This is a genomic window from Gemmobacter fulvus, assembly GCF_018798885.1.
In the GTDB taxonomy this organism is placed as follows: Bacteria; Pseudomonadota; Alphaproteobacteria; order Rhodobacterales; family Rhodobacteraceae; genus Gemmobacter; species Gemmobacter fulvus.
The window spans coordinates 1,321,993-1,337,827 of the sequence record NZ_CP076361.1 but is presented as its reverse complement, the minus strand read 5'-3'; the positions used below and the strand labels follow the sequence as shown (position 1 = coordinate 1,337,827).

General features: G+C 66.7%; 16 protein-coding genes and 1 tRNA gene. 7 read left to right on the top strand and 10 right to left on the bottom strand.

Annotated elements, in window-relative coordinates; all coding sequences use genetic code 11:
• Positions 1-35: 35 nt before the first annotated feature.
• From KM031_RS06600 to KM031_RS06590, 3 genes are read right to left on the bottom strand one after another with little or no spacing between them, the layout of a single operon-like run.
• Complete coding sequence (locus tag KM031_RS06600) at positions 36-524, bottom strand: DUF6173 family protein (protein WP_215503733.1); 489 nt, start codon at positions 522-524, stop codon at positions 36-38.
• Positions 521-1,546 (bottom strand): MBL fold metallo-hydrolase, encoded by a 1,026-nt coding sequence (locus KM031_RS06595; RefSeq protein ID WP_215503732.1) that lies wholly within the window; start codon positions 1,544-1,546, stop codon positions 521-523. Before KM031_RS06595 ends, KM031_RS06600 begins: the two co-directional genes overlap by 4 nt.
• Complete coding sequence (locus KM031_RS06590; protein ID WP_215503731.1) at positions 1,543-3,243, bottom strand: acyl-CoA dehydrogenase; 1,701 nt, start codon at positions 3,241-3,243, stop codon at positions 1,543-1,545. The genes KM031_RS06595 and KM031_RS06590 overlap by 4 nt, the downstream gene beginning before the upstream one ends.
• Positions 3,244-3,357: 114 nt before the next feature.
• Here KM031_RS06590 and KM031_RS06585 point away from each other — a divergent pair, with 114 nt between their 5' ends.
• Positions 3,358-4,308, top strand: a complete 951-nt coding sequence (locus KM031_RS06585; protein WP_215503968.1) for an L-threonylcarbamoyladenylate synthase — start codon at positions 3,358-3,360, stop codon at positions 4,306-4,308.
• 8 nt (positions 4,309-4,316) lie between these two features.
• On the opposite strand, the gene yidD is transcribed toward KM031_RS06585, so the two are convergent.
• The 3 genes from yidD to rpmH are packed head-to-tail and all read right to left on the bottom strand — an operon-like array spanning position 4,317 to position 5,196.
• Positions 4,317-4,571 carry a membrane protein insertion efficiency factor YidD gene (gene yidD / locus KM031_RS06580; RefSeq protein ID WP_215503730.1) on the bottom strand — a complete coding sequence of 85 codons (255 nt, stop codon included), beginning with the start codon at positions 4,569-4,571 and terminating at the stop codon, positions 4,317-4,319.
• Complete coding sequence (rnpA, locus tag KM031_RS06575) at positions 4,568-5,023, bottom strand: ribonuclease P protein component (protein WP_215503729.1); 456 nt, start codon at positions 5,021-5,023, stop codon at positions 4,568-4,570. The genes yidD and rnpA overlap by 4 nt, the downstream gene beginning before the upstream one ends.
• Positions 5,024-5,061: 38 nt before the next feature.
• The gene (rpmH, locus tag KM031_RS06570; protein WP_215503728.1) at positions 5,062-5,196 is read right to left on the bottom strand and encodes a 50S ribosomal protein L34; all 135 of its coding nucleotides are present in this window, start codon (positions 5,194-5,196) and stop codon (positions 5,062-5,064) included.
• 290 nt (positions 5,197-5,486) lie between these two features.
• Between rpmH and KM031_RS06565 the strand changes: the two genes are divergently transcribed.
• From KM031_RS06565 to KM031_RS06555, 3 genes are all read left to right on the top strand, one after another.
• On the top strand, positions 5,487-6,215 hold the full coding sequence (locus tag KM031_RS06565; RefSeq protein ID WP_215503727.1) for a TVP38/TMEM64 family protein: 729 nt from the start codon (positions 5,487-5,489) through the stop codon (positions 6,213-6,215).
• Complete coding sequence (locus KM031_RS06560) at positions 6,212-7,627, top strand: dihydrolipoyl dehydrogenase family protein (protein ID WP_215503726.1); 1,416 nt, start codon at positions 6,212-6,214, stop codon at positions 7,625-7,627. The genes KM031_RS06565 and KM031_RS06560 overlap by 4 nt, the downstream gene beginning before the upstream one ends.
• Positions 7,628-7,782: 155 nt before the next feature.
• Complete coding sequence (locus KM031_RS06555) at positions 7,783-9,135, top strand: sensor histidine kinase (RefSeq protein WP_215503967.1); 1,353 nt, start codon at positions 7,783-7,785, stop codon at positions 9,133-9,135.
• Here KM031_RS06555 and KM031_RS06550 read toward each other — a convergent pair whose 3' ends face one another.
• The gene (locus KM031_RS06550) at positions 9,136-9,840 is read right to left on the bottom strand and encodes an SDR family oxidoreductase (RefSeq protein WP_215503725.1); all 705 of its coding nucleotides are present in this window, start codon (positions 9,838-9,840) and stop codon (positions 9,136-9,138) included.
• A gap of 105 nt (positions 9,841-9,945) precedes the next feature.
• On the opposite strand from KM031_RS06550, the gene KM031_RS06545 reads away from it, so the two are divergent.
• Positions 9,946-10,830, top strand: coding sequence for a LysR substrate-binding domain-containing protein (locus KM031_RS06545; protein WP_215503724.1), 885 nt, complete (start codon positions 9,946-9,948; stop codon positions 10,828-10,830).
• Between the two features lie 68 nt (positions 10,831-10,898).
• Positions 10,899-10,975: transfer RNA gene (locus tag KM031_RS06540), tRNA-Arg, on the top strand.
• A gap of 108 nt (positions 10,976-11,083) precedes the next feature.
• Here the strand turns inward: KM031_RS06540 and KM031_RS06535 are convergent.
• From KM031_RS06535 to KM031_RS06525, 3 genes are all read right to left on the bottom strand, one after another.
• Entirely contained in the window at positions 11,084-12,124 is a 1,041-nt protein-coding gene (locus tag KM031_RS06535) for an LLM class flavin-dependent oxidoreductase (protein WP_215503723.1), read from the bottom strand.
• Between the two features lie 93 nt (positions 12,125-12,217).
• Positions 12,218-13,117 carry a DMT family transporter gene (locus tag KM031_RS06530; protein WP_215503722.1) on the bottom strand — a complete coding sequence of 300 codons (900 nt, stop codon included), beginning with the start codon at positions 13,115-13,117 and terminating at the stop codon, positions 12,218-12,220.
• Positions 13,114-13,995 (bottom strand): LysR family transcriptional regulator, encoded by an 882-nt coding sequence (locus KM031_RS06525; RefSeq protein ID WP_215503721.1) that lies wholly within the window; start codon positions 13,993-13,995, stop codon positions 13,114-13,116. The genes KM031_RS06530 and KM031_RS06525 overlap by 4 nt, the downstream gene beginning before the upstream one ends.
• A 128-nt stretch (positions 13,996-14,123) precedes the next feature.
• Between KM031_RS06525 and KM031_RS06520 the strand changes: the two genes are divergently transcribed.
• On the top strand, positions 14,124-15,788 hold the full coding sequence (locus KM031_RS06520) for an alpha/beta hydrolase (RefSeq protein WP_246566798.1): 1,665 nt from the start codon (positions 14,124-14,126) through the stop codon (positions 15,786-15,788).
• Positions 15,789-15,835: the final 47 nt, after the last annotated feature.

The following is a 15,835-nucleotide window of genomic DNA, read 5'->3' as shown; positions in this document are numbered from 1 at the left end:
CCGTAAATGGTCGCGTTTCCTGCCCCATAGCTGATTCACACGGCGCTGTCACGCCCCGGCGCGGGCGGCTCGTCCCAGTCTTTCGCAAGGCGGAAGCCGATGCGGCGGGGCGGTGTATCCGGCTCGGCGCGGGGAATGGCGCGCAGCATGACGTTCAGCTGGGTGACGTGCTGCACCAGCTGCGTCTTGGCCCCGTCATCATCGCGGCCATAAAAGGTGATCATATCGGGGTCGAAATAGCCAAGCCCCTCGATCCGCAGCACCCCGGCATCGCCCCCGGCAAAGCCCATGGCGATTTCATGTTTGGTGTCGAGCTGGCCTTCAAAGTTGCGGATATAGAGGATCAGCCGCTCATAGGCCCATTCCGCCGGGCTTTTCTGATCGACCGGCTTTTTCGACACCGCAGCGGGCAAGGGCTGCTGTTCCGCCGTGGCGGGCATATTGGGATCGGAATGCACCACGCGGGCACAGGGCAGGATGCTGGCCTCCAGCGCGTCGGCGGTGGTGAATATCTCGTCTGTCATGCCCTCTCCCACAGCCAGATGCCCTCGGCGTTCAGAAAACGCCGGGCGAGCCCGCGCTGCAAGAGGTAATTGAGATGCGCCACCGCCTCGACCAGCGCCAGCCCGTATTCGCTGTCGCCAATCTCGCGTTTGAACAGCGCCGGAAAACAGCCTGTCGCCGTGCGCGGCGTGGTCAGGTGTTCAAACAGCCGTGCCAGCGCGTTTTCATGGTTTTCAACCATCTGGCGCAGGCGCAGCGGCAGGCCGGTAAAGGGCAGTTTGTGGCCGGGCAGCACGAGGTGCCGGTCATCTGCCATGGCCGAGAACTTGTCGCAGGCGAGGATCCATTCCCCCAGCGGATCCGCCTCCGGTTCGGTCGGATAAACGCCGATATTGGCCGAGATGGAGGGCAGCAGCTGATCGCCGCCAATCACCAGATCGTCATCAAGGCTCCAGAATGTCGCGTGTTCGGGGGCGTGGCCATTGCCCATGGCGATCTGCCAGCGCCGCCCGCCCATGGTGATCTCGCCGCCCTCTGCCAGCCGGGTAAAGCCCAATGGCAGCGGATGCACCACATCGGCAAAGTTGAAGGGCCGTTCGTCGGCGCGTTTGGACAGCAGCGCCGGATCCATGCCGGCGCTGCGCCAGAAGGCCATCTGTTCGGGGCGGGGCCGGTCCTGCACATCCAGAGTCAGCATGCGGGCGTATAGCCAAGCGGTGCGTGGGATAGCAAGTTCGGCCCCCTGCGCCTGAAACCAGCCCGCCAGCCCGATATGGTCGGGGTGGTGATGCGTGACCACGACGCGCCGCACCGGGCGCCCGCCCAAGGGGCCCGCCAGCAGATCCTGCCACAGGCCCCGACTTTTGCGGCTGTCAAAGCCGGTATCGACCACGGTCCAGCCATCGCCCTCGTCCAGTGCAAAGACATTGACGTGATCCAGCACCATCGGCAGCGGCAGGCGCAGCCACAACACGCCCTCGGCTACCTGCACCGCAGTGCCGGGGGCAGGCGGCTCGAACGGAAAGCGGAGCGGCTCGCTCAAGATGCCAGCGCCTCGGGGGTCAGGGCGTAAAGCCCGGCCGACCCCTCGCGCATTTGTGCCAGAAGGCCGGTATGTTCCGGCAACAGCCGCTTGATCGCCACCCGCGCCAGCGGCAGGCGGGCTTCGTCTGCCAGAGCGGCCTTCAGGTGATAATGCGCGCCCAGAACCCGCGCAAAGGCGCGCAGATAAGGCACCGCCCCGGCGTTGCGGTCATCGGCGCCTTGGGCGACCAGCCATTCCGTGCCTTCGCGCAGGGCTTCGGCGGCGTTCCACAGATCATTGGCCAGATCGGGCTGGCGGCTACGGGCGGTTTCGGCGTGGTCTTCCACCTCTTGCAGCAGGCGGTAGGCGGCCTCGCCACCGTCCATCAGCTTGCGCCCGACCAGATCCATCGCCTGAATGCCATTGGTGCCTTCGTAGATCGAGGTTACACGCACATCGCGGGCAAATTGCGCCGCGCCGGTTTCTTCGATGAAGCCCATGCCGCCATGCACCTGAATGCCCATCTGCGCCACTTCGTTGCCGATATCGGTGCCATAGGCCTTGGCAATCGGGGTCAGCAGCGCGGCACGGGCCTGCCAGTCGGTGCTGCCGGTGGCGCGGCCCATGTCGATTGCCACGGCGCAGGCCAGCGCGATGGCGCGGGCGCTGAACACTTCGGCCTTCATCTGTGCCAGCATCCGGCGCACATCGGCATGATCAATGATCGCGCCCGCCCCCAGCGGTGTGCGGCCCTGCTTGCGCTCGGACGCGTAGGCCAATGCGTGCTGGAACGCCGCTTCGGCCACCGCCACGCCCTGCATGCCCACGCCCAGACGTGCGTTGTTCATCATGGTGAACATCGCGGCCATGCCCTTGTTTTCCTGACCGATCAGCCAGCCGGTCGCGCCGTCGAACTGCATCACCGCCGTGGGCGAGCCGTGCAGGCCCAGCTTATGCTCCAGACTGACCACTTGCAGGCTGTTGCGCGCGCCAAGGCTGCCATCCTCACGCGGGATCACCTTGGGCACCATGAACAGGCTGATGCCCTTGGTGCCCGGTGCCGCATCGGGCAGACGCGCCAGAACCAGATGGCAGACGTTTTCGGTAAAGTCATTGTCGCCCCAGGTGATGAAGATCTTCTGCCCGGTCACGGCATAAGTTCCGTCGCCCTTTGGCTCTGCGCGGCTGCGCAGGGCGCCCACGTCACTGCCCGCCTGCGGTTCGGTCAGGTTCATCGTGCCGCACCATTCGCCCGAAATCAGCTTGGGGATATACAGCGCCTTGATCGCGTCCGAGGCGTGATGCTCTAGCGCCTCGATCTGGCCCTGAGTCATCAGGGGGTTCAGTTGCAGCGCCAGACAGGCCGCGCCCATCATCTCGTTGACGGCGGTGGTCAGGGCCATCGGCAGGCCCATGCCGCCGAATTCGGGGTCTGCCGCCATGCCGACCCAGCCTCCCTCGACAATCGCGCGATAACCTTCGGCATAGCCGGGCGAGGTGCGCACCACACCGTTTTCCAGCCGCGCGGGCACCTTGTCGCCCTCGCGGTTCAGCGGAGCGAGCACGGTTTCGCACAGCTTACCCGCCTCAAGCAGAATCGCCTCCACCGTTTCGGGGGTTGCCTCGGCAAAGGTTTCGGTCGCCGAAACCCTGTCTATGCCGACAACGTGGTCAAACACAAAGCGGAACTCGGAAACGGGGGCGCGATAGGCCATGAAACCTCCTTGGCCGCGCTTGGCTTTGGGGCGGCGCGGGCGTATGTGATCTGCAATTCTGGCTGCGAGAGTAACGCAAGGTCAGCCATGCTCAAGGTCAACGCTACGTCACGAATCATGCAAACCCGCCTGCTGCCCGCCACATCCGAAGGCATCCATGACGCCGTCGCCCTGCTGAGGGCGGGGGGGCTGGTCGCGATGCCGACGGAAACCGTCTATGGGCTGGCGGGGGATGCGCGCAATGACCGGGCGGTGGCAGCGATCTTTGCCGCGAAGAACCGCCCTACCTTCAACCCTTTGATCGTGCATCTGCCGGATCTGGCCGCTGTTGCGCAATATGCGGTGCTGACGCCCGAGGCGGCGCGGCTGGCCGCAGCCTTCTGGCCCGGCCCGCTGACGATGGTGCTGCCGCTGCGCGACGATGCGGCCCTGTCACCGCTGGTGACGGCGGGGTTGACCACGGTGGCGATCCGGGTTCCGGCGCATCCGCTGGCGCAGCGCCTGCTGGCGGAATTTGACGGCCCGCTGGCGGCCCCCTCGGCCAATCCTTCGGGCCGGGTGTCGCCCACCCGTGCCGATCATGTGCTGGCGGGTCTGTCGGGCCGGATTGCGGCGGTGCTGGATGGTGGGGCCTGCGCGGTGGGGGTGGAAAGCACCATCCTCGCGCTCGATGGCCAGCCCGCCTTGCTGCGCCCCGGCGGCGTGCCGGTCGAGGCCATCGAGGCGGTTCTGGGGGCGGCACTGGCGCTGCCGAACGATCCGGCAACCCCCAAGGCCCCTGGGCAACTCGCCTCGCATTACGCCCCCGAGGCGCGGGTGCGGTTGAATGTGCCGGTGCCGCAGCCGGGCGAGATCTTCGTGGGCTTTGGTCCCGGTGCGGCGGATCTGTCGCTGTCGCCAGACGGCGATCTGACCGAGGCGGCGGCGAACCTGTTTCATCTGCTGCGCGCCGCCGATGCGTTGGCCGGGCCGGGTGGCAGCATTGCCTTTGCCCCTGTTCCCGAAACCGGGCTGGGCCGCGCGATCAATGACCGGCTGCGCCGGGCAGCGGCGCCCCGGCCCTGATCAGGGGGTCAGGCGGTCTTGTCGTCCGGAGCGGTGTCACCTGTGTCCGGCACCGGATCATAACCTGACCCACCCCAGGGATGGCAGCGGCACAGGCGATGCGCGGTCAGATAGCCGCCCTTTACCCCGCCATGACGCTGCAAGGCCTCCAGCGCATAGACGGAACAGGTGGGTTGAAACCGGCAGCCATGCCCGACCCAAGGCGACAGCAGCAGGCGATAGGCGCGCACCGGCAGGGCCAGCAGATGCGCCAGCGGCGTCATGGCGTGGCCTTCGCGGGGCGGTCGCGGTGAATTTGCACCAGCGCACCCGACAGATCGGTCAGCAACAGCGCGAAATCGCGGGTCAGCGTCGCGCCGGGTTTACCGACTAGCACATAATCCCAGCCGGGCTGCGCCAGCGCGGGCAGAACCGCGCGCACCACTTCGCGCAGCCGCCGTTTGGCACGGTTGCGCGCCACGGCATTGCCGATCTTCTTGGAGCAGGTGAACCCCACGCGCACCACCGGGCTGTCATCGCCGCGCCGCCGGGCCTGCAACAGAAAACCGCCGGTGCCCTGACGCCGGGCCGAAGCCGCGCGCAGGAAATCCGCGCGTTTTGCCAGGATCACATAGGGTTTGGCGGTGCTGCCCTTGACCGGGCATGACGAAACCGCCGCGAGGCTTTCCGAAGCTTCCGCAATGCGGAGCGCTTCTTCAGCCAGCGGCGGTGTCATGTCACGTCCCTCAGACGGCCCCGAAAGGCCAGCCAAGATCAGGCCGACAGTTTCGCACGGCCCTTGGACCGGCGGGCTGCCAGAACCAGACGGCCACCTTTGGTGGCCATACGGGCGCGGAAACCATGGCGGCGCTTGCGAACCAGGTTGGACGGTTGGTATGTGCGCTTCATTGCGGCTCTCCATCAGACTTTGCAGCCCAAACCCTGTCGGATTCGAGGGCCGCTGCAACTTGAAGCCCGTCCTTTACGGGGGGGGAGGGCGCAAGTCAATTCGCCTGCACGGGTTTTCCTGCAACATTTCAGGGCTCATTTCGGCTTTTGCCATGGCCGGGCCAGGATTTGTTACAAAACCGGCCCGCAAACCCGGTCTGGCGTCGCGTGGCATCAACCCCGCGTGAGGCGGCTTTCCGTCGGGGCCCGGCATCGCACATGCTGTGTCAGGTGAACAGACAGGACAAACCGTGCCCCAAACTCCAGATCCGCGCCCCGCTTCGGGGATTCTTGCCAAGGTTCCGATCCTGCTGATTCTCTGCGTGGCGGCGCTGGGGGCGTTCACGCTGCGCGACCATCTGAGCTTTGAGGCGCTGGCCCGCCACCGCGAAACCCTGATCGGCTGGCGCGATGCGCATTTCGTGCTGACGGCGCTGGGCTTCGGGCTGGCCTATGCGGCGATTGTGGCGCTGTCCTTGCCGGGGGCCACGATTGCCACGCTGACCGGGGGCTTTCTGTTCGGGGTGTTTCCGGGGGTGCTGTTCAATGTGACGGCGGCCACGGTTGGGGCGGTGGGCATCTTTCTGGCGGCGCGCAGCGGCTTTGGCGCGCGGTTTGCGGCGCAGATGCAGGAAAGGGGCGGGCAGGTGGCGCGGTTGCAGGCCGGGCTGCGGGACAATGAACTGTCGGTGCTGTTCCTGATGCGGCTGGTGCCGGTGGTGCCCTTTGTGCTGGCCAATCTGATCCCGGCCTTTCTGGGGGTGCGGCTGTCGCGCTTTGCGCTGACCACATTCCTGGGCATCATACCCGGCGCGCTGGTGTTCACCTCGATCGGGGCGGGCCTGTCCGAGGTTTTCGCGCGGGGAGAGACGCCGGACCTTTCGGTGATCTTCGCGCCGCATATCCTTGGCCCGATCCTCGGGCTGGCGGCGCTGGCCGCGCTGCCCATCCTCCTCAAACGTTATCGGAGCCTGCCATGATCGAGACGGATCTGTGTATCATCGGCGCAGGCTCGGGCGGCTTGTCGCTTGCCGCAGGCGCGGCGCAGATGGGCGCGCGTGTGGTGCTGATCGAAGGCGCGGCGATGGGGGGCGATTGCCTGAACCATGGCTGTGTGCCGTCAAAGGCGCTGCTGGCGGCGGCAAAGCAGGCCCATGCGATGACCTCGGGCGCAACATTCGGCATTGCGCCGGTGGTGCCGAAGGTGGATTTTGCGGCGGTCAAGGATCATGTGGCGCGCACCATCGCCACCATTGCGCCGATGGACAGCCAGGAACGGTTCGAGGGCTTCGGGGTGCAGGTCATCCGCGCCTATGCCCGCTTTACTGCGGCGGACGAGGTGGAGGCAGACGGTCAGCGCATCCGCGCGCGCCGCTTTGTGATTGCCACAGGATCGACGGCGGCGGTACCCCCGATCCCCGGCATCGACAGCGTGCCCTATCTGACCAATGAGACGATCTTTGCGCTGCGCGCGGCACCGCGCCATCTGATCATTCTGGGCGGTGGCCCCATCGGGATCGAGATGGCGCAGGCGCACCGTCGGCTCGGCGTGCCGGTGACGGTGATCGAGGCGGCGCGCGCGCTGGGGCGCGAAGACCCGGAGCTTGCGGCAATTGCGCTGGCCACGCTGCGCGCCGAAGGGGTGGAGATCCTTGAGGATGCACCCGTGACGGCGCTGTCCGGCGAGCCGGGGGCGATTGTCGCCACGCTGAAAGACGGGCGGCAGGTGGAAGGGTCGCATCTGCTGGTCGCCACCGGACGCAAGGTGGCGCTGGACCGGCTGAACCTTGCGGCAGCCGGGGTGGAGGCCACGGCGCGCGGCGTGACGGTGGGGGCGGATCTGCGCTCTGTCAGCAATCGCCGGGTCTATGCCATCGGCGATGCGGCGGGCGGGCTGCAATTCACCCATGTTGCGGGCTATCATGCGGGGGTGGTGATCCGCGCGATTCTGTTTGGCCTGCCCTCCAGGGCGCGGACGCATCACATTCCGCGTGTCACCTTCTGCGACCCCGAACTGGCGCAGGTCGGCCTGACCGAGGCCGAGGCGCGGGCCGCCCATGGCGCGGCGCTGACCGTGCTGCGCACCGAGTTTGCCCATAACGACCGCGCGCAGGCCGAGGCCCGCACCACCGGGCTGGTGAAGGTGATGGTGGTGGGTGGGCGGCCGGTCGGGGCCTCGATCATCGGGCCGCAGGCGGGCGAATTGATCGGCCTCTGGGCGCTGGCGCTGGCCTCGGGTCTGAAGATGAGCAGCATGGCGGGCATGGTCGTGCCCTATCCGACATTGAATGACGTATCGAAACGCGCGGCAGGAGCCTATTTTTCCCCGAAACTCTTTGATAATCCTTGGGTGAAACGGGGCGTGCGGCTGGTGCAGCGTCTTCTTCCCTGAGGCCGGATCACTGGCCCGCGGGCGGGGGCCGTCTGCCCCGCCGTCGTGCATGACGCGATCAGGGTGAAGGGCAGGGCAAAGTGTTGGGGCGGCTGGCGGCGCGGATCTTGAACACCTTGTCGGGGCGCTTCCTGCTGCTGACCGTTGCCTTTGTGATGCTGGCCGAGGTGCTGATCTTCGTGCCCTCCATCGCGCGGTTCCGGGTGGATTACCTGCAATTGCGGCTGGAAAAGGCGCAGATCGCCTCTCTGGCGCTGCTGGCCACTGACGGCATGATCACCCCCGAACTGGAGACGGAACTGCTGGCCAATGCCGGGGTGTTCAACGTGGTGCTCCGCCGCGACGAGATCCGGCAACTGGTGCTGTCCTCCGAAATTCCACAGCCGGTGGCCGCAACCTATGACCTGCGGATGAGCGGGCCTTATGTGCTGATCCGCGACGCGATGGCCGTGCTGGCCGATCCGCAAGAGCGCATCATCCGGGTGATCGGCAATCCGGTGCAGGAGGCGGGTCTGCTGATCGAGATCACGCTCAAGCAAAGCCCGCTGCGCCGAGAGATGCTGGATTACGGCCTGCGCATCCTGTTCCTGTCGGCGCTGATTTCGATCATCACGGCAGCGATGCTGTTCTTTGCGGTGCGCCGACTGCTGGTGGTGCCGATCCGCCGCGTGGTGCGCCATATGCAGGCCTATGCCGAAGCGCCCGAGGATGCGCGGTTTGTGATCACGCCCACGGCGCGGGTGGTGGAGCTGCGCGGCGCGGAAGAGGCCCTGCAACTGATGCAGACCGAACTCACCTCGGCCCTGCGTCAGAAAGAGCGGTTGGCGCAGCTGGGCGGGGCGGTGGCCAAGATCAGCCATGATCTGCGCAACATCCTGACCACGGCGCAACTCTTTGCCGACCGGATCGAGACAAGCGCGGATCCGGCGGTGGCGCGGGCAGTGCCCAAGCTGGTGGCCTCGATCAGCCGCGCCGTCAATCTGTGCGAATCGACGCTGGCCTTTGGCAAGGCCGAGGAACATCCGCCCCGGCTGGCCCGCATCGCAATGCGCCCGATGCTGGAGGATGTGGCCGAGGGTGAGGGGCTGTCTGCCACCAGCGACCCTGCCTGCCTTGTGGATGTGGCACCGGGGCTGATGATCCGCGCCGATGCCGAACAGGTGCAGCGGGTGCTGGCCAATCTGGTGCGCAATGCGCGGCAGGCGATCGACGCCACCGGGCGCGGCGGCACCATCGAACTGTCGGCTGGCGAGGATGAGCGGGATTGGTGGATCAGGGTCGGCGATACCGGGCCGGGCCTGCCTCCCAAGGCGCGGGAACACCTGTTCATGGCCTTTCAGGGATCGGTGCGCAAAGGCGGTTCGGGTCTGGGTCTGGCGATTTCGGCAGAGCTGGTGCGCGGCCATGGTGGGCGGCTGGAACTGGTGCGCAGCGATGAGGATGGCACCGAATTCATGATCCGCCTGCCCAAGGGGGGCGGGCTGGATCTGCCCGCCGATCCCGCGTGATCACAGCGCGCGCATCAGCCCGCCATCCACGCGCAGGTTCTGCCCGGTGATGTAACCCGCCCCCTCGGACGCGAGAAAAGCCACCGTCGCCGCGATTTCCTCCGAGGTGCCATAGCGCCCCATCGGCACCGAGTCCCTCCGGCTGTCGGTCTGCGGCAGGCTGTCGATCCAGCCGGGCAGTATGTTGTTCATGCGGATATTCTCTGCCGCATATTGATCGGCGAACAGCTTGGTATAGGCGGCCAGACCGGCCCGGAACACCGCCGAAGTGGGGAACATCGCGCTCGGCTCAAAGGCCCAGGCGGTGGAGATATTGATGATCGCCCCCGCCTTTTGCTGCTGCATCACCGGGGTCACGATCCGCGCCGCGCGGATCACATTCATCAGATAGACATCAAGGCCGGTGTGCCATTGGTCATCCGTGATCTCCAGCAGGGCGGCGCGCGGCCCGTGGCCTGCGCTGTTCACCAGCACGTCGATCCGGCCCCAACGCGCCAGCGCCAGATCGGCAAGCTGTTGCAGATCGTCGTTCGATTGGTTGGAGCCGGTGACGCCCAGACCGCCAAGCTCTGCCGCAAGTGCCGATCCCTTGCCAGAGGAGGACAGGATCGCCACCGCATAGCCGTCCCGGGCCAGCCTGCGCGCCGCTGCGGCCCCCATACCGCTGCCGCCTGCCGTGATCAGCGCCACCTTGTTCTGTGCCACGTGTGGATTCCTTTCGGGAAAAACTGTTGTGTTGCACCGAAGATTACCCTGTAGTTTCAGGAAATGCGCGGCAGAATACCGCGTCTCTGACAGGAGAAAATCTATATGCAGGATCCGGGGCTGCCGTCGCTGAATGCGCTGCGTGCCTTTGAGGCGGCGGGGCGTGGCCTCAGCTTTCGCGCCGCTGCCGATGCGCTGGGCGTCACGCAGGGCGCTGTGGCACAGCAGGTGCGGGGGCTGGAGGCGCAACTGGGCCTTGCGCTGTTCCACCGGCTCCCCAAGGGCCTGTCGCTGACCGATGCGGGTGTGCGCTATCTGGCCGAGGTGCAGGGCGCGTTCGAGACGATTCGCCGGGCGACGGCAGATCTGCGGCAGCACCCGCAGGCGCTGCGGTTGAGCGTCACCCCCAGCTTTGCCTCGAAATGGCTGTTGCCGCGCCTGCCGAGCTTTGCCGAAAGCCATCCGGGTATGGATCTGCACATCCATGCCAGCGAGGCGGTATCGCCCTTGGGGGCAGGCGGGGTGGATCTGGCGGTGCGGCAATTGTCGGGGCCGCTGACGGGCGGGCTGCGGGCGGATCTGCTGTTTGCCGGGCAGGTGATCGCGGTGGCCAGCCCCGATCTGATGCGCGGGCGGGTCCTGCCGCTGGCGCAGGGGGAATTTGCCGCCTTCGCCTTGCTCGACGATGCCCATGGCCATTGGCCTGCATTTCTTGGGCCAGATGTGCGCCCGGTGACGGCGGCGCTGCGGTTCAATCAGACCGCCCTCGCGATTGATGCCGCCATCGCCGGGCAGGGGATCGCGTTGGCGAGCCGGTGTCTGGTCGCCGACGCACTTGCCTCAGCGCGGCTGGTGCAGGTGTCGGCGCAGGTTCTGCAGACCGGGCGCGACTTTTATGTGGTGAGCCAGCGTCTGGCGCATCTGCCAGAGCCGGTGCGCGCCCTGCGCGATTGGCTGCTGGCCGAGGCGCGACAAGAGGTGGGTGCATAAAGTTTTCATCCTCCTGCACTTTCTCCCTTGCATCCCCCCGGGGCTATCGCTAAATCCCCCCTCAAGACGGACCCGTAGCTCAGCTGGATAGAGCATCAGACTACGAATCTGAGGGTCGGGCGTTCGAATCGCTCCGGGTCCGCCACTTTCTTTCATTGCAAAACAACGGCTTAGAAATTTCCCCTCGGGGAGCGACGCCTGTTTGCCGCGTGCCGGTGTGGGCGGCGCCGCAGAGTTGCGGCGCGCCGTTGTGTCAGACCGCGACCTTCTGACGGTCTGCCAGCATTTCCCGCACCAGCGGGATCACCTTGGTCCCGTAAAGCTCGACCGAGCGCATCAGATGGCTGTGGCCGGTGGTGCCCGCCGAATATTTCATGTTGAACCGGCTCAGCCCCAGCGCCTGCACGGTGGCTACGATCTTTTTCGCCACGGTCTGCGGGCTGCCGACATATTGGCTGCCCGACTCGACCTCGCGCAGAAACGCCTCGCGGGTGATCGGCGGCCAGCCACGTTCGCGCCCGATGCGGTCATGCAGGGCCTTGTAGCCGGTGAAGGCGGCTTCGCGGGCGGCCTCGTCCGTCTCGGCGATCAGGCCCGGCGAATGAACGCCCAGCGGTTTTGCAGTGCCGCCGGTCTGCGTATAGGCATCATGATAGAGATCGACAAAGGGCCGGAAACGCCGGGCATCGCCCCCGATGATGGCCAGCATCATCGGCATGTCATAGCGCACTGCCCGCACCACCGATTCGGGGCTGCCGCCGACACCGATCCATGCCGCCACGCCCCCGGGCCCGGCGGGCGGATAGACGGCGGCCACGTTCAGGGCCGCGCGATGGCTGCCCTGCCATTTGACCCGGCCTCCCCGGTTCAGCGCGGCAAACAGATCCAGCTTTTCCTCGAACAGCGTTTCGTAATCCTTCATCTCATAGCCGAACAGCGGATAGCTTTCGCTGAACGACCCCCGGCCAAGGATCACCTCGCCCCGTCCGCCCGACAGCGCGTTGAGCGTGGTGAAGCGCTGATACAGCCGGACCGGATCATCGGTCGACAGCACGGTGACGGCGGTGCCGAGCTTGATGCGCGCGGTTTTGGCCGCGATATGGGCCAGCAGGATTTCGGGTGCGGAAATCGCAAAATCATCGCGGTGATGTTCACCCAGCGCGATCACATCGACCCCTGCCTGATCGGCCAGCACCGCCTGCGCCACCACATCGCGCAACACCTGATCCTGTGATTGCAGGGTGCCTGACGCATCGCGGGTGACATCGCCAAAGGTATCAAGACCGAATTCCATGATCTGCTCTCCTGTTCCGTTGCCGGGAATCTAGGCATCCTTGCCGCGCTTGTCGCCCTGCATCCGGGCACAGTGACCTGCGCAAAAGCGCCGTCAGTGTTCGTCCTTCAACAGCAGCAGCAGGGCCAGCACGGTCAGGCCCACGCCCCCCAGCACGATGGCGGGCGGCACCGGGCGGCCAAGCGCGATTTCCCACAACAGCACCCAACTGGGCACCAGATAGGTATAGGCCATCACCTTTGCCGACGGCAGGCTGAGCGTCGCATATTGCAGTAGCACGAACGTCATGGCCGAGGCGGCCACCGCGACATAGACAAGGCAGATCCAGACGATGGCGGGCAGGGCGGCCCAATCCGTCGCCATCACATCGCGCCAGCCGTAAACACAGAGCAGCGCAAACCCCGCCAGCATCATCACGAAGGTAAAGACCACTGGCGGCTCGCCCCGGTTCAGCTTGCGCACCAGTGGCGCATAGAGGGCATGGGCGATACAGCCCACGAAATAGATCGCCTCGCCGCGTCCGATCTCCATGCGCAGGGCCGCCGCCGGATCGCCGCGAAAGATCACCCAGACCGCACCCAACGCCCCGATGGTCAGCGCCAGCGCCATGCGCGCGGTGGTGACCTGCCGCAGCACTATCCAGCCAAAGCCTGCAGCCATCAGCGGCGTCAGGGTGAACACGGCGGCGGCGGGCACGGCGGCGGCGGTTTTCAGCCCCTCGAACATCAGCACGAAATAGGCGGCGAGCAAGGCCCCCAGGAACACATACCGCCAGGGGGCGCGAAAGGCCTGACGGGGCACGCCGGTGGTGGCAAAGGCCGCCGCCCCGACCAGCGCCCCGGCCAGCGCAAAGCGCGGCACGGTCAGCGCTGCGGGCGAGATATGCGGGGCGGCCATCGCGCCAAGTGAAAACGATCCCGCGACCAGTGCGGAAAAGGCAAGCATGGCAACATGGCCGCGTTGCGGCGCAGTCAGGCCGGTCCAGCCGATCATACTGCCGCCCAGCCCGCCACAGCCGCCTTCAGATGGGCGAGGAAGCTTTGCACCTTTACCGTGCGGTGCAGATCGACATGGGTGACCAGCCAAAGCGGCGGCGCCCAGTCATCGCGCGGGGCCATCACCTCGACCAGATCGGGGTCATCCACCGCCAGGTAATGCGAGATGAAGCCGATCCCCGCGCCAGAGCGCACCGCCGCCTCCAGAGCGGCGGGTTCGGTGGCGCGAAAGGCAATCTGTTCCAGCGGCACGGTGTCGCGCAGCCAGCGATGGAACGGCGCGCGGCTCATGGCGCTGTCGGCCCCGATGAAGTGATGACCGGCAAAATCCTCCGGTCCCTTGGGCAGGCCATGGGCGGCAACATAGCTGCGCGCGGCATAAAGCCCGGTGCGCAGCCGGATCAGCGGCTGCACCACATTGTCCGGCTCTTCCGGGATCGCCCCGGCGCGGATCGCCACATGCGCCTCGCCATAATCCAGCCGGAACAGCCGCATATCGGTCAGGAAGCGCACCACAAGCCCCGGATGCGCCGCCTGAAACGAGGCGAGAACCGGGGTCAGCAGCCCTGCCAGCCCGGCAATGGAGGTGACGACCAATTCCCCCGTCACCGTTTCGCCCTGACCCTTGATGCGGCTGGCAAGCTGGCTGAACTGTTCCTCCGTGGCCTGCGCCACACCCAGCAGATCTCGGCCCGCTTCGGTCGGGGTATAGCCCCGCGCATGGCGCTGGAACAGCCGGGTGCCCAGCCGCTTTTCAAGCGCATCAATATGGCGGATCACCGTGGCATGATGCACGCCCAGCACTTCGGCCGCGCCCGAAACCGTGCCGAGACGCGCCACCTGAAAGGCGGTGCGGATTTCGTCCCAGTTTTCCATGTGGCGGCACTCCCTCTTGCATCGGGCCAGCTTAACCACCTGATCTGCGGCGACAAGGCGCTTCGGGCTTGACGGCGGCAGGCAGGGCGGAAACGCTGCACCCGCAAGACCGGGCTGGAGGCCACACCATGATAGTCTATCGTCGGTCCTCGGACGGGCCGTTGCTGGGGCGACTTGCGCCTCTGGGGCTGCTGTTGGGGGCACTGGCCTTTGCGGCGGCGCTGTCGCCCAGCCTGATTCCGCGCAGTGGCCCGATTCAGGGCGTGTTGGCGGGGCTGTGTTTTGCCTGCGGATATGGGGCAGGGGCCGGGCTGACCGCGCTGTGGTTGTGGGCGGTGGAGCCTGCCCCCGCCGCGCCCCGAACGCTGCGGCGCAATCTGCGCGGGGCGGCGGTGCTGGCGGCGGTGATCATCGCCTGGGCCTTGTGGCAGGCGACGGCATGGCAAAACGACATTCGCAGCGTGATGGCATTGCCGCCGGTGGAAACGGCGCGCCCCTTCACCATCGCAGCCATCGCCGGGGCGCTGGCGGCGGCCCTGCTGCTGCTGGGGCGGCTGTTTCGCCGGGCGATGCGGGTGATTGCGGCGCAGGCAGAGCCGATCCTGCCGCGCCGTCTGGCGTTGCTGACCGGCTTTGTTGCGGCCTGCTGGCTGTTCTGGGCCATCGGCTCGGGCGTATTGCTGGATGGCGTGCTGCGCGCGCTGGATCAGGCCTATGCAAAGATGGATGCGCTGGACCCGGCCGATATGGCGGCCCCGGTCGATCCGCTGAAAAGCGGCAGCCCGGCCTCGCTGATCGGCTGGCAGGGGCTGGGGGCCGAGGGGCGCAACCGGGTGCTGGGTGGCCCGGATGCCGCCGCCATTGCCGCGCTGCGCGGCCAGCCCGCGCAAGAGCCGCTGCGTGTGTTCGTCGGCCTGAACAATGCCGATACGCCCAAGGCGCGTGCGGCGCTCGCATTGGCAGAACTGCGGCGGATCGGTGCCTTTGACCGCGCGGTTCTGGTGATCGCCACGCCGACGGGCACCGGCTGGGTGGACCCTGCGGCGATGCAGCCGGTGGAATATCTGATGCAGGGCGATATCGCCTCGGTATCGGTGCAATATTCCTATCTGCCCAGCTGGTTGTCGCTGCTGGTCGAACCGGAATACGGGGCCGAAACCGCGCAGGCGGTGTTCCGGGCGGTCTATGGTCATTGGACAGGTCTGCCGAAAGACACGCGACCCAAGCTCTATCTGTTCGGCCTTTCGCTCGGCTCGCTCAACAGTGACCTGTCTGCCGACATCTATGATGTGCTGGGCGACCCCTATCAGGGCGCGCTTTGGGCTGGGCCGCCCTTCGCCTCGCGCACCTGGCCGCAGATCACGGCGGGGCGGGCGGCGGGCAGTCCGGCCTGGGCACCGCGCTTTCGGGATGGCAGTCTGGTGCGGTTCACCACCCAGACCGACCATACGGCAGAGGCCGATGCGTCCTGGGGGCCGATCCGCATTGTTTATCTGCAATATGCCTCGGACCCGATCGTGTTCTTCAGCCCGGCGACGCTGTGGCGCAGGCCCGACTGGATGGTGGCCCCGCGCGGGCCGGATGTGTCGCCCTCGCTGGCCTGGGTGCCGGTGGTGACGTTCTTCCAGCTGGTGTTCGACATGATGACGGCCACCTCCACCCCGGCGGGCTATGGCCATGTCTATGCGGCGGGCGACTACCTGACGGGGTGGCTGGCCGTCACTGCGCCCGAAGGCTGGACCGCGCCGGAACTGGACCGGCTGCGCGCCGAACTGCGCGCCCAAGGGTTGTAAGCGCCGGGCAGCAGGCTTGACTCCGGCGGCGGACAGGCGTATCGGCT